11 protein-coding genes are annotated in these 14,305 nt (G+C 55.0%); 9 read left to right on the top strand and 2 right to left on the bottom strand.

Going from position 1 to position 14,305, the window contains the following annotated elements; genetic code table 11:
- Positions 1-30: 30 nt before the first annotated feature.
- Positions 31-1,716, top strand: coding sequence for a urocanate hydratase (hutU, locus tag J4614_RS10265; protein WP_001115208.1), 1,686 nt, complete (start codon positions 31-33; stop codon positions 1,714-1,716).
- A gap of 1 nt (position 1,717) precedes the next feature.
- Positions 1,718-3,238 carry a histidine ammonia-lyase gene (gene hutH, locus J4614_RS10260; RefSeq protein ID WP_183054696.1) on the top strand — a complete coding sequence of 507 codons (1,521 nt, stop codon included), beginning with the start codon at positions 1,718-1,720 and terminating at the stop codon, positions 3,236-3,238.
- An 84-nt stretch (positions 3,239-3,322) separates the two neighbouring features.
- On the opposite strand, the gene J4614_RS10255 is transcribed toward hutH, so the two are convergent.
- Together J4614_RS10255 and bioA are read right to left on the bottom strand one after the other, a co-directional pair.
- The gene (locus tag J4614_RS10255) at positions 3,323-3,799 is read right to left on the bottom strand and encodes a kinase inhibitor (protein ID WP_000767403.1); all 477 of its coding nucleotides are present in this window, start codon (positions 3,797-3,799) and stop codon (positions 3,323-3,325) included.
- 57 nt (positions 3,800-3,856) lie between these two features.
- Positions 3,857-5,146 (bottom strand): adenosylmethionine--8-amino-7-oxononanoate transaminase, encoded by a 1,290-nt coding sequence (gene bioA, locus J4614_RS10250; RefSeq protein WP_000205503.1) that lies wholly within the window; start codon positions 5,144-5,146, stop codon positions 3,857-3,859.
- A gap of 86 nt (positions 5,147-5,232) precedes the next feature.
- On the opposite strand from bioA, the gene bioB reads away from it, so the two are divergent.
- The 7 genes from bioB to slrP all read left to right on the top strand — a co-directional run bounded on the left by bioB (position 5,233) and on the right by slrP (position 14,274).
- Positions 5,233-6,273, top strand: coding sequence for a biotin synthase BioB (gene bioB, locus J4614_RS10245; RefSeq protein WP_000090724.1), 1,041 nt, complete (start codon positions 5,233-5,235; stop codon positions 6,271-6,273).
- Entirely contained in the window at positions 6,270-7,427 is a 1,158-nt protein-coding gene (gene bioF / locus J4614_RS10240) for an 8-amino-7-oxononanoate synthase (RefSeq protein WP_208293166.1), read from the top strand. Before bioB ends, bioF begins: the two co-directional genes overlap by 4 nt.
- Positions 7,411-8,166, top strand: a complete 756-nt coding sequence (gene bioC / locus J4614_RS10235) for a malonyl-ACP O-methyltransferase BioC (protein WP_000079904.1) — start codon at positions 7,411-7,413, stop codon at positions 8,164-8,166. Before bioF ends, bioC begins: the two co-directional genes overlap by 17 nt.
- Positions 8,159-8,845 carry a dethiobiotin synthase gene (gene bioD / locus J4614_RS10230; protein ID WP_208293165.1) on the top strand — a complete coding sequence of 229 codons (687 nt, stop codon included), beginning with the start codon at positions 8,159-8,161 and terminating at the stop codon, positions 8,843-8,845. Before bioC ends, bioD begins: the two co-directional genes overlap by 8 nt.
- Before the next feature lie 650 nt (positions 8,846-9,495).
- Positions 9,496-11,517 carry an excinuclease ABC subunit UvrB gene (gene uvrB, locus J4614_RS10225; RefSeq protein ID WP_000042502.1) on the top strand — a complete coding sequence of 674 codons (2,022 nt, stop codon included), beginning with the start codon at positions 9,496-9,498 and terminating at the stop codon, positions 11,515-11,517.
- Positions 11,518-11,825: 308 nt separating this feature from the next.
- Positions 11,826-11,999, top strand: a complete 174-nt coding sequence (locus tag J4614_RS10220; RefSeq protein ID WP_001563585.1) for a hypothetical protein — start codon at positions 11,826-11,828, stop codon at positions 11,997-11,999.
- A 7-nt stretch (positions 12,000-12,006) separates the two neighbouring features.
- A complete protein-coding gene (gene slrP / locus J4614_RS10215; RefSeq protein WP_208293164.1) occupies positions 12,007-14,274 on the top strand; it encodes an SPI-1 type III secretion system effector E3 ubiquitin transferase SlrP in 2,268 nt (755 codons plus the stop codon).
- Positions 14,275-14,305: the final 31 nt, after the last annotated feature.

Here is a 14,305-nt window from a genome sequence, read left to right as displayed (position 1 = left end):
GCAGACCGATAACAATGAGGAGTCATTGCTATGCCTGAAAGCAAGTATCGTCAGCAGACTATCCGCGCGCCCCGAGGCACGGTATTAACGGCGAAAAGCTGGCTGACAGAAGCCCCGCTGCGGATGTTAATGAATAATCTCGATCCTGACGTGGCGGAAAATCCGCATGAGCTGGTGGTCTACGGCGGGATTGGTCGCGCCGCGCGCAACTGGGAATGCTATGACGCTATTGTTGATGCGCTCACCCGGCTGGAGGCGGACGAAACGTTGCTTATTCAGTCTGGTAAACCGGTCGGCGTATTTAAAACGCACGACAACGCGCCGCGGGTATTAATCGCCAACTCCAACCTGGTTCCCCACTGGGCGACATGGGAACACTTTAACGAACTGGATGCGAAAGGGCTGGCGATGTACGGTCAAATGACGGCCGGAAGCTGGATCTATATCGGCAGTCAGGGAATCGTGCAGGGAACATACGAAACCTTTGTCGAGGCGGGGCGTCAGCACTATAACGGCACGCTGGCGGGACGCTGGGTGCTGACCGCCGGGCTGGGCGGCATGGGCGGCGCGCAACCGCTAGCCGCGACGCTGGCCGGAGCGTGTTCGCTGACGATTGAATGCCAGCAAAGCCGTATCGATTTTCGTCTGCGTACTCGTTACGTGGATGAGCAGGCCGCCACGCTGGATGACGCGTTGGCCCGCATTACGCGCTACACCCGCGAGGGGAAAGCCGTGTCCGTCGCCCTGTGCGCGAACGCGGCGGATATCCTGCCGGAACTGGTTAATCGCGGCGTGCGCCCGGACCTGGTGACCGATCAGACCAGCGCCCACGATCCGCTACATGGCTATTTACCCTCCGGCTGGCGCTGGGAGGAGTATCAGAAAAACGCGCAATCCGATCCCCACGGGACGATGCAGGCAGCGAAACGTTCCATGGCGGCGCATGTTCGGGCGATGCTGGCGTTCAGTAAAATGGGCGTGCCGACCTTTGACTATGGCAACAATATTCGCCAGATGGCGAAAGAGATGGGGGTGGAAAACGCCTTTGATTTTCCGGGATTTGTGCCAGCCTATATTCGTCCGCTGTTCTGTCGTGGCATCGGGCCGTTTCGCTGGGTGGCGCTGTCCGGCGATCCGCAGGATATCTATAAAACCGATGCCAAAGTCAAAGAGATAGTGGCTGAGGATAAACATCTGCATCACTGGCTGGATATGGCGCGCGAGCGCATTCATTTTCAGGGGCTACCGGCGCGTATCTGCTGGGTAGGCCTGGAGTGGCGGCAAAAACTGGGGCTGGCGTTCAACGAAATGGTGCGTTGCGGTGAGGTATCCGCGCCTATTGTGATTGGCCGCGATCACCTGGATTCCGGTTCTGTCGCCAGCCCTAACCGTGAAACCGAAGCGATGCGCGACGGTTCCGACGCGGTTTCCGACTGGCCGCTGTTAAATGCGTTGCTGAATACCGCCAGCGGGGCGACATGGGTATCGCTCCATCATGGCGGCGGGGTGGGGATGGGTTTTTCGCAACACGCCGGTATGGTGATTGTCTGTGATGGCACTGACGAGGCCGCCGCGCGTATTCGCCGCGTGTTACACAACGATCCGGCGACGGGCGTCATGCGCCATGCCGATGCCGGATATGATCTCGCGGTGGAATGCGCTGTTGAGCAAGGTCTGAATTTACCGATGGTTGCGGCGACGCAGGGGAAAGACTGATATGAACACCATAACACTCACTCCGGGGCAGTTAAGCCTCTCTCAACTGCACGATGTCTGGCGTCATCCGGTACAGCTTCGGCTGGACGCCAGCGCCATTGACGGCATTAACGCCAGCGTCGCGTGCGTCAATGATATCGTTGCCGAAGGGCGTACCGCCTACGGCATCAACACCGGTTTCGGCCTGCTGGCGCAGACGCGCATCGCTGATGAAGACTTGCAAAATCTACAGCGATCGTTGGTGCTGTCTCACGCCGCGGGCGTAGGCGACCCACTGGATGACGCGATGGTGCGTCTGATCATGGTATTGAAAATCAATAGCCTGGCGCGCGGGTTTTCCGGGATTCGGTTGAGCGAGATAGAAGCGCTCATCGCTCTGGTGAATGCCGGCGTGTATCCGCTGATTCCGGCCAAAGGCTCGGTTGGCGCGTCGGGCGACTTAGCGCCGCTGGCGCATCTGTCGCTGACGCTGCTTGGCGAAGGAAAAGCGCGCTGGCAGGGTGAATGGCTTCCGGCGCAGACGGCGCTAAAAAAGGCCGGACTGGAGCCTGTCGCGCTGGCGGCCAAAGAGGGGCTGGCGCTGCTTAACGGCACCCAGGCGTCAACGGCCTTCGCGCTGCGCGGTTTGTTTGAGGCACAGGAGTTATTTGCCTCCGCCGTTGTCTGCGGCGCGCTGACCACCGAAGCCGTACTGGGATCGCGCCGTCCTTTTGATGCGCGCATTCATGCCGCGCGCGGACAACAGGGGCAAATTGACGTCGCGCGGTTGTTCCGGCATCTGCTGACCGATACCAGTGCTATTGCTGAATCACATCACCACTGTCATAAAGTTCAGGACCCGTATTCCCTTCGCTGTCAGCCGCAGGTAATGGGCGCTTGTCTGACCCAGTTACGTCAGACGAAAGAGGTACTGCTGGCTGAGGCCAACGCGGTATCCGATAATCCGCTGGTCTTTGCCGATGCGGGGGAGGTGATCTCCGGCGGTAACTTCCATGCTGAACCGGTTGCCATGGCGGCGGATAATCTGGCGCTGGCGATAGCGGAAATCGGCGCGCTATCGGAGCGGCGCATCGCGCTGATGATGGATAAACATATGTCGCAGTTACCGCCGTTCCTGGTGAAAAATGGCGGCGTTAATTCCGGTTTTATGATTGCCCAGGTCACCGCCGCAGCGCTCGCCAGCGAGAATAAAGCGCTGGCGCACCCGCACAGCGTGGATAGCCTGCCGACCTCGGCGAATCAGGAAGATCATGTCTCAATGGCCCCGGCGGCAGGACGGCGACTCTGGGAAATGGCGGCGAATACCCGCGGCATCATTGCCGTGGAGTGGCTGGCTGCCTGTCAGGGGATAGATTTACGGGAAGGGTTAACCTCCAGCCCGTTACTGGAACAGGCGCGGCAGACACTACGCGAGCGGGTGGCGCACTATACGCAGGATCGTTTTTTCGCACCCGATATTGAGTGTGCGACGGCGCTGCTGGCGCAAGGCGCGTTACAGCGTCTGGTGCCGGACTTTATGTGAATGCTGCCGGATGGCGAGGCGCTTATTCGGCTTACCCAACCCGTTGGCAGGGTAAGACGTTTACGCCGCCATCCGGCACAGCGTTTAACTGAACATCGCCGTGATCGAGGCGCTGGCGAGCGAATGGAAATGCACGTTAAAGCCGACCATCGCGCCGCTGGCGTCTTCATCAACGTCAAGACGCTCGACGTCCAGCGCATGAACCGTAAAGATATAGCGGTGCGTTTCCCCTTTAGGCGGCGCCGCGCCGCCGTAGCCCGCTTTACCGAAATCGGTACGCGTCTGAATGACGCCGTCTGGTACGGCCACCAGTCCTGAGCCGAACCCCTGGGTCAGTACGCGCGTATCCGCCGGGAGGTTCACCACCACCCAGTGCCACCAGCCGGAGCCGGTCGGCGCGTCGGGATCGTAACAGGTCACGACAAAACTTTTGGTGCCCATCGGCACGTCGTCCCAGGCCAGATGCGGCGAAATATTATCGCCATCATAGCCCATACCGTTAAAAACGTGGCGATGAGGAAGTTTATCTCCATCGCGCAAATCGTTGCTGATAAGTTTCATGCGCTCTCCTTTTGACTCACCAGAAGTGTAGCCAGAAGCAGCATCGCTTACCGCTGATTAATGGCTAAAAAATGTTTCATTGTGTACCGCGTCATTGACCGCCTGGGTCAAACGGCGCAGTTGATCCGGACGAATAATGTAGGGCGGCATCAGGTAGATTAGCTTGCCGAACGGCCTGATCCAGACGCCTTGCCCGACGAAGAAGCGTTGAAGCGCCGCCATATTGACCGGATGCGTGGTTTCAACCACCCCAATCGCGCCCAACACCCGCACATCCGCCACCCAGGGAGAACTTTGCGCGGGGGCTAACTCAGCGCGTAACTGAGACTCGATAGACGCCACCTGCTGACGCCATTCGCCGCTTTCCAGCAGCGTCAGGCTGGCGCAAGCGACGGCGCAGGCCAGCGGATTCCCCATAAACGTCGGGCCATGCATAAAACACCCCGCCTCGCCGTTGCTAATAGTCTCTGCAACCTGGCGTGTCGTGAGCGTTGCCGAGAGGGTCATGGTGCCGCCGGTTAAGGCTTTGCCAAGACACAGAATATCCGGCGCGATCCCGGCGTGCTCGCAGGCGAACAGTTTGCCGGTACGGCCAAACCCGGTGGCTATTTCATCGGCAATCAGCAGAATGCCTTCGCGATCGCACATGTTACGAATACGCCTGAGCCATTGTGGATGATATATGCGCATCCCGCCCGCGCCCTGAACGATAGGTTCCAGAATCACGGCGGCGATTTCATGGCGATGCGCGGCCATCAGGCGGGCAAATGGCGCGATGTCGCTTTCATCCCATTCGCCATCCATCCGGCTTTGCGGCGCCGGCGCGAACAGATTTTCCGGCAGATAGCCTTTCCACAAGCTGTGCATGGAGTTATCCGGATCGCACACCGACATCGCGCCGAACGTGTCGCCATGATAACCGTGGCGAAACGTCAGAAAACGCTGACGCGATTCGCCCCGCGCCTGCCAGTATTGCAGCGCCATCTTCATGGCCACTTCTACCGACACCGAACCAGAGTCGGCCAGAAAGACACACTCCAGCGGCTCAGGCGTTATCGCGACCAGCTTACGGCACAGATTCACCGCAGGTTGATGGGTTATGCCGCCGAACATGACATGCGACATGGCGTCAATTTGCGCTTTCATCGCCGCGTTCAATTGCGGGTGGTTATAACCATGAATGGCCGCCCACCAGGAGGACATCCCCTCAATCAGGCGTTCGCCCGAGGCGAGAACCAGCTCGCAGCCTTCGGCCCGCTCAACGGGATATACCGGCAGCGGCGAGGTCATGGAAGTGTAAGGATGCCAAATATGGCGTTTATCGAAGGCCAGATCGTCCGTTGTCATAATCGACTTGTAAACCAAATTAAAAAGATTTAGGTTTACGAGTCTACACCATATCAAAAACAAACAACATATTTTGGAGAAGCCCGATGGCTCGCCACCCACGCTGGACACTGTCGCAAGTAACCGAATTATTTGAAAAACCACTGCTGGAATTGCTGTTTGAAGCGCAGCAAATTCATCGCCAGCATTTCGATCCGCAGCAGGTACAGGTTAGTACGCTGCTGTCGATCAAAACCGGCGCCTGCCCGGAGGATTGTAAATACTGCCCGCAGAGCTCGCGCTATAAAACCGGGCTGGAAGCCGAGCGTTTAATGGAAGTAGAGCAGGTACTGGACTCCGCCCGTAAAGCGAAAAACGCCGGTTCGACCCGCTTCTGTATGGGGGCGGCCTGGAAGAATCCGCATGAACGCGATATGCCTTATCTGGAGAAGATTGTACAGGGCGTCAAAGCGATGGGGCTGGAAACCTGTATGACGCTCGGTATGTTGAACGAGAGCCAGGCGCAGCGTCTGGCTAACGCCGGGCTGGATTACTACAACCACAACCTCGATACCTCGCCGGAGTTTTACGGCAATATCATCACTACCCGTACCTATCAGGAGCGCCTCGACACGCTGGAAAAAGTCCGTGAAGCAGGGATTAAAGTGTGCTCCGGCGGCATTGTGGGTCTGGGCGAAACGGTTACCGATCGCGCCGGACTGTTGTTGCAGTTGGCGAACCTGCCGACGCCGCCGGAAAGCGTGCCAATCAACATGCTGGTGAAGGTGAAAGGCACACCGCTTGCGGATAACGATGACGTGGATGCGTTTGATTTTATTCGTACTATCGCCGTGGCGCGCATCATGATGCCGACCTCATACGTGCGTCTTTCCGCAGGACGTGAACAGATGAACGAGCAGACCCAGGCGATGTGCTTTATGGCCGGGGCGAACTCGATTTTCTATGGCTGCAAATTGTTAACTACGCCAAATCCGGCAGAGGACAAGGATCTGCAGTTATTCCGTAAGCTGGGGCTGAATCCGCAGCAGACCAGGGTGCTGGCGGGCGATAACGAGCAGCAGCAACGTCTGGAGCAGACGCTGATGACGCCTGACACCGATGATTATTACAACGCGGCAGCCTTATGAGTTGGCAACAACGCGTCGACGATGCGCTGACGGCGCGTCGGGCGACGGATACATTGCGCCGCCGCTATGTGGTGTCGCAGGGCGCCGGACGCTGGCTGGTAGTGAACGGGCGACAGTATCTTAACTTCTCCAGCAATGATTACCTCGGCTTAAGCCAACACCCGCAGATTATTCGCGCCTGGCAACAGGCAGCGACGCGTTTTGGCGTCGGCAGCGGCGGGTCGGGTCATATCAGCGGTTATTCCGTGGCGCACCAGGCGTTAGAGGAGGAACTGGCGCAATGGTTAGGATATCCACGCGCGCTGCTGTTTATCTCTGGCTTTGCGGCGAATCAGGCGGTCATTACCGCCTTAATGAAAAAAAATGACCGGATTGTGGCCGACAGGTTGAGTCATGCTTCCCTGCTGGAAGCCGCTAATCTGAGTCCGGCGCAGCTTCGCCGCTTTATCCATAACGATACGCAGCATCTGTCCCGTTTACTGCAATCGCCCTGCGTGGGCCAGCAACTGGTGGTGACAGAAGGTGTATACAGCATGGACGGCGACAGCGCGCCGCTGGCGGAAATCCAGCACATTGCCCGCAAGCATCATGCCTGGCTGTTGGTTGATGATGCGCACGGCATCGGCGTGACTGGCGATGAGGGGCGGGGCACCTGCTGGCAACGGGGGGTGAAGCCTGAGTTGCTGGTGGTGACTTTCGGTAAGGGGTTTGGCGTCAGCGGCGCAGCGGTGCTCTGCTCGGAAAGCGTCGCGGATTATCTGCTGCAATTCGCCCGCCATCTGGTTTACAGCACCAGTATGCCGCCCGCCCAGGCGCAGGCGTTAAGCGCCTCGCTGGCGGTGATCCGTAGCGATGAAGGTGGTGAACGGCGCGAAAAACTCGCCGCTCTGGTTCAGCGCTTTCGGGCCGGCGTTAACGCGTCCCGATTTACGCTACTGAATGCCCATAGCGCCATCCAGCCGTTAATCGTGGGCGATAACAGCCGTGCATTGCGCCTGGCGGAGGCGCTGCGTCAACAAGGATGCTGGGCGACGGCGATTCGTCCGCCGACGGTGCCTGTCGGTACGGCGCGCCTGCGCTTAACGTTAACGCAGGCGCATGAAGCGTGCGATATCGACCGTCTGCTGGAGGTGCTGCATGGCGCAGGTGAATAAGCAGGCTATTGCGGCGGCGTTTGGCCGGGCCGCATCGCAATATGAACAACACGCCTCTTTGCAGCAACACAGCGCGGATGCGCTGCTGACGCTGTTGGCAGGCCGCCAGTTTGCCAGTGTGTTGGACGCAGGCTGCGGCCCTGGACGTATGAGTCGTTACTGGCGAGAGCGGGGGAGCGAAGTGACCGCCCTGGATCTTTCGCTGGCGATGCTGCAACAGGCGCGCGATCGTCAGGCGGCGCATCACTATTTGCTGGCGGATATCGAAGCGATTCCCCATGACGCCGAAGTTTTTGACCTGGCCTGGAGCAACCTGGCGGTCCAGTGGTGCGGCGATTTACGTGATGCGTTGAGCGAGTTGTATCGGGTTGTACGGCCCGGCGGCGTGGTGGCGTTTACCACCTTGTGCCAGGGGTCGTTGCCGGAGCTGCGTCAGGCATGGCAGGCCGTCGATAATCGCGCTCACGCGAATAGCTTTTTGCCGGAAGAGGCAATTGACCACGCGCTGCGCGGCTGGCGGGCGTCTCGTCATACTCAGGCGATGACATTGTGGTTTGAGGATGCCCTGAGCGCGATGCGCTCGCTTAAAGGCATTGGCGCCACCCATCTTCATGAAGGGCGGGAGTCGGATGTATTAACCCGCGCCCGGCTTAGACAGATTCAACTGGCATGGCCGCAGCGGCAGGGGAAATATCCGCTGACGTACCATCTTTTTATGGGAGTGATTGAACGTGACTAAACGCTATTTTGTGACCGGTACTGATACTGAAGTCGGTAAAACGGTTGCCAGTTGCGCCTTATTGCAGGCCGCAACGCAGTTAGGTTATCAAACCGTAGGCTATAAGCCCGTCGCTTCCGGCAGCGAAATGACAACCGACGGGCTACGCAATAGCGATGCCCTGGCCTTGCAGCGTAACAGCAGCCTGCCGCAACCTTATTCCGCTATCAATCCTTATACTTTTGCCGAGCCTACCTCTCCCCACATCGTTAGCGCCGACGAAGGCCGGGCGATAGACGCGGCGGTGTTATCACGCGGATTGCGAACGCTGGAGGCGCAGGCAGACTGGGTGTTGACAGAAGGGGCGGGCGGCTGGTTTACACCGCTCTCTGCCACGCTGACGTTTGTCGACTGGGTACAGACGGAACAGCTGCCGGTGATTCTGGTTGTTGGCGTCAAGCTGGGCTGTATTAATCACGCCATGCTGACGGCGCTGGCGGTAGAACAGGCCGGATTACCACTTGTCGGATGGATAGCCAACGACATACAGCCGCCGGGCGCGCGTCATGGTGAATATCTCGCGACGCTTCGCCGCGTCATACCGGCCCCGCTGTTAGGGGAAATCCCGTGGCTGGGCGTTTCTCCATCGCAGGCGGCGACAGGACAGTATCTGGACCTCAGCCCCCTGGAACGCGCCTGACCGCGCTTAAAAACCGCCTTCTTGCAGGATCAGACGATCCTGCTGTTCTTTCGCCAGACCCTCCTGACGTCGCCATGCTAAAAATGTGCAAAATGTGAGCGTCTACGCCTCAATTTTTCCCTTCTCGTTAGCCAATAATCTGCCAAAAATAGCGATAATTTTTTTTTATCGCCCGGCGAAAACGTCAAGGGCTGATTTTGCCAGGCGGCAGGGGATACGGGCTGGAAGCAGTTATCCACTATTCCTGTGGATAACCTTGTGTATTAGAGTTAGAAAACACAACGTAAGCGAGAGGCGACGCGGCCTGCGACTAAATTGGCGCGAAAGACGGCTTGAGAAAATATCCCTTTTCAGACAGCAAGTTATATAAAATCAATGGTTGTAAAGGAAGGGGGATACGTTGACATAAAACTTTCATCATCCGACTTGACAAATGTTAAAAAAGACTCTGGTCTGGGGATAACCAGCACACTGCTGGAATTTTACCCCGCGACTGTCTATGTTTTACCTCTAAATAGCGTGGGGTATCTGCCGATAGCCATTATACACTGAAGTGTTACTGTTTTTTCATCCAGTATTTTTTATTGGCAATATTCACCGTCGAGAGTAAAATTACACCCCTGCCCGCTCACTCCTTCAGGTAGCCGCTCATGAGTAAACCGTTCAAACTGAATTCCGCTTTTAAACCTTCTGGCGATCAGCCGGACGCTATACGTCGTCTGGAAGAGGGGCTGGAGGACGGGCTGGCGCATCAGACGTTATTGGGCGTGACCGGCTCCGGGAAGACATTCACCATCGCCAACGTCATTGCGGACTTGCAGCGGCCAACGATGGTGCTTGCGCCCAATAAAACCCTGGCGGCGCAGCTCTACGGCGAAATGAAAGAGTTTTTCCCGGAAAACGCGGTGGAGTATTTCGTCTCCTACTATGACTACTATCAACCGGAAGCGTATGTGCCAAGTTCGGATACGTTTATCGAAAAAGACGCTTCGGTAAACGAACATATTGAGCAAATGCGGTTGTCGGCAACGAAAGCGTTGCTTGAGCGACGCGATGTCGTGGTGGTGGCTTCCGTGTCCGCGATTTACGGTCTGGGCGATCCGGATCTCTACCTGAAAATGATGCTGCATCTGACGGTGGGAATGCTGATTGACCAGCGCGCGATTTTGCGTCGGCTGGCGGAATTGCAATACACCCGTAACGATCAAGCTTTTCAGCGTGGTACCTTTCGCGTGCGCGGCGAAGTGATCGACATCTTCCCGGCTGAATCTGACGATATCGCGCTACGCGTTGAGCTGTTTGATGAAGAAGTGGAACGCCTGTCGCTGTTCGACCCGTTAACCGGGCAGGTAGAGTCAACGGTGCCACGTTATACCATCTATCCCAAAACGCACTACGTGACGCCGCGCGAGCGTATTCTGCAGGCGATGGAAGAGATAAAAGATGAGCTGGCGGACAGGCGTAAAGTCTTGCTGGCAAATAATAAGCTGCTTGAAGAGCAGCGATTAAGCCAGCGCACGCAGTTCGATTTAGAGATGATGAACGAGCTGGGCTACTGCTCAGGCATTGAAAACTATTCCCGCTTTCTGTCGGGCCGCGGGCCGGGCGAACCGCCGCCAACCTTGTTCGATTATCTGCCCGCCGACGGACTGCTGGTGGTGGATGAGTCTCATGTCACCATCCCGCAGATAGGCGGCATGTATCGCGGCGACCGGGCGCGCAAAGAGACGCTGGTCGAGTATGGCTTCCGTCTGCCTTCGGCGCTGGATAACCGTCCGCTGAAGTTTGAGGAGTTTGAAGCCTTAGCGCCGCAAACTATCTATGTTTCCGCCACGCCCGGCAACTATGAGCTGGAAAAATCTGGTGATGAGGTGGTGGATCAGGTCGTGCGACCGACCGGGCTGCTGGACCCGATTATTGAAGTGCGTCCGGTGGCGACCCAGGTGGACGATCTGCTGTCCGAAATTCGTCAGCGTGCGGCCATTAATGAGCGTGTCCTTGTCACTACGCTTACCAAACGGATGGCGGAAGATTTGACCGAATATCTGGAAGAACACGGCGAGCGCGTGCGTTACCTGCACTCAGATATTGATACCGTGGAGCGCATGGAAATCATCCGCGATTTGCGTCTGGGCGAGTTTGACGTTCTGGTGGGGATTAACCTGCTGCGCGAAGGGCTGGATATGCCGGAAGTCTCGCTGGTGGCGATTCTGGACGCCGATAAAGAGGGCTTCCTGCGCTCCGAGCGCTCCCTGATTCAGACCATAGGACGCGCGGCGCGTAACGTTAATGGTAAAGCGATTCTGTATGGCGATAAAATCACGCCGTCGATGGCGAAGGCGATTGGCGAAACCGAGCGACGTCGCGAGAAGCAGCAGAAGTACAACGAAGAGCACGGTATCACTCCGCAGGGGCTGAATAAAAAAGTGGTCGACATCCTGGCGCTGGGGCAGAACATTGCGAAAACCAAAGCGAAGGGGAAAGGCAAGGGCCGTTCTACGGCAAAAGCCGGAATTGTCGAACTGGATATGACGCCGAAAGCGTTGCAGCAGAAAATTCATGAACTGGAAGGGCAAATGATGCAGCACGCGCAAAATCTGGAGTTTGAAGAAGCCGCGCAAATTCGCGACCAGTTGCACCAGTTACGCGAGTTGTTTATCGCGGCGTCCTGACAATGTGTCGATCGGCAGCGAGTCATCGTTACCATGGCTCGCTTTTGAGAATTTCAGTGCAATAGTAAGGGCTAAGTCAGTCAGGAATGAAAAACAGTGACAGGCTTTGACTAACGGGATTGTCGAAAAACTCAAAACATCAATGGGGTAGCTAGTTTAATCACAACTGAAGAAAATTAGCGTTGAGGCTGAACCCAACGCTAATTTTCCCTCTCTCCTCGGCTATGAAAAAAAACGCCCCGTATTATCGGTATAGCTATCCTTATGATCGTCATTTTAATCTTATGTGAGTTCGTTGAAAGCGTGTCATGGCAACAGATTACATCATTCTACTTAAAAAAGAGGTGATGGAAGCGCGAGCATTTATAAGTCAAGCGCTGCAAATACTGAATGATTTGTCCGAAATAATGATGACTATGACCTCTTGTTTAAAGTTGAGAATATCCTTATCTGTTACTTTAGGTTACGTTCAGATCAGGTAGGGAAAATATGTTTAATATTACTAATATACAATCTACGGCAAGGCATCAAAGTATTAGCAATGAGGCATCAACAGAGGTGCCTTTAAAAGAAGAGATATGGAATAAAATAAGTGCCTTTTTCTCTTCAGAACATCAGGTTGAAGCACAAAGCTGCATCGCTTATCTTTGTCATCCACCTGAAACCGCCTCGCCAGAAGAGATCAAAAGCAAGTTTGAATGTTTGAGGGAGTTAGCCTTCCCGGCGTATGCGGATAATATTCAGAGTAATAGAGGGGGGACAGACCAATACTGTATTTTGAATGAAAATAGTCAGGAAATTCTGTCTATAATTTTTAATACAGAGGGCTATACCGTTGAGGGAGGGGGAAAGTCAGTCACCTATACCCGTGTAACAGAAAGCGAGCAGGCGAGTAGCGCTTCCGGCTCCAAAGTTGCTGTGAATTATGAGTTAATCTGGTCTGAGTGGGTAAAAGAGGCACCAGCGGAAGAGGCAGCAAATCGTGAAGAAGCCGTACAACGGATGCGTGACTGCCTGAAAAATAATAAGACGGAACTCCGTCTGAAAATATTAGGACTTACCACTATACCCGCCTGTATTCCTGAGCAGATAACTACTCTGACACTCGATAACAATGAACTGAAAAGTTTGCCGGAAAATTTACAGGGAAATATAAAGACCCTGTATGCCAGCAGTAATCGGCTAACCAGTATCCCTGCCACGTTACCGGATACCATACAGAAAATGGAGCTGAGCATTAACCGTATTACTGAATTACCGGAACGTTTGCCTTCAGCGCTTCAATCGCTGGATCTTTTCCATAATAAAATTAGTTCTTTACCTGAAAATCTACCTGAGGAACTTCGGTACCTGAGCGTTTATGATAACCGCATAAGGACACTGCCAGAACATCTTCCGTCAGGGATTACCCATTTGAATGTGCAGAGTAATTCGTTAACCGCTCTGCCTGAAACATTGCCGCCGGGCCTGAAGAATCTGGAGGCCGGCGAAAATGCCTTAACCAGTCTGCCCGCATCGTTACCACCAGAATTACAGTTCCTGGATGTAAGTAAAAATCAGATTACTGTTCTGCCTGAAACACTACCTCCCACGATAACAACGCTGGACGTTTCCCGTAACGCATTGAGTAATCTACCGGAAAACCTCCCGGCGGCATTACAAATAATGCAGGCCTCTCGCAATCGCCTGGTCCGTCTCCCGGAGTCGTTACCCCATTTTCGTGGTGAAGGACCTCAACCTACAAGAATAATCGTAGAACGTAATCCTTTTTCAGAACGAACAATACAGAATATGCAGCGGCTAATGTCCTCTGTGGGTTATCAGGGACCCCGGGTATTGTTTGCCATGGGCGACTTTTCAATTGTTCGGGTAACTCGACCACTGCATCAAGCTGTCCGGGGGTGGCTAACCAATCTCGAGGAGGAAGACGTCAACCAATGGCGGGCGTTTGAGACGGAAGTAAACGCGGCAGCCTTCAGCATGTTTCTGGATCGTCTTGGCGATACGCAGAACACCCGACATTCGGATTTTAAGGAGCAAGTCTCCGCCTGGCTAATGCGCCTGGCTGATGATAGCACACTAAGAGAAACCGCATTTATTATAGCGATGGATGCAACGATAAGCTGTGAAGATCGGGTCACACTGGCATACCACCAAATGCAGGAAGCGACGTTGGTTCATGATGCTGAAAGAGGCGTCTTTGATAGCCACTTAGCGGAACTGATTATGGCGGGGCGTGAAATCTTTCGGCTGGAGCAAATAGAATCGCTCGCGAGAGAAAAGGTAAAACGGCTGTTTTTTATTGACGAAATCGAAGTATTTCTGGGTTTTCAGAATCAGTTACGAGAGTCGCTGTCGCTGACAACAATGACCCAGGATATGCGATTTTATAACGTTTCGGGTATCACTGAGTCTGACCTTGACGAGGCGGAATTAAGGATAAAAATTGCTGAAAATAGGGATTTTCACAAATGGTTTGCGCTGTGGGGGCCGTGGCATAAAGTGCTGGAGCGTATAGCGCCAGAAGAGTGGCGTGAAATGATGGCTAAAAGGGCTGAGTATATTGAAACGGATGAGTATCAGAGCCGGGTCAATGCTGAACTGGAAGCGTTAGGAATAGCGGGTGATCCTGACGCAGAGCGCATGGCTGGGATGCGGATAATGGAAGAGATCAATCGGACCCACTTTACTGGGATCATGGAGAATATATTGCTGAAAAAAGAGGTGAGCTCGCTCATGAGCGCCTACTGGCGATAGCTGAACGCAGTTTATCAGAAGGGGGAGAGAG

This window comes from Salmonella sp. 32031103-2018-00083-FB-01-SM-01 (assembly GCF_017571995.1).
GTDB lineage: Bacteria > Pseudomonadota > Gammaproteobacteria > Enterobacterales > Enterobacteriaceae > Salmonella > Salmonella enterica.
This window is presented reverse-complemented; position numbering and strand designations above follow the sequence as displayed.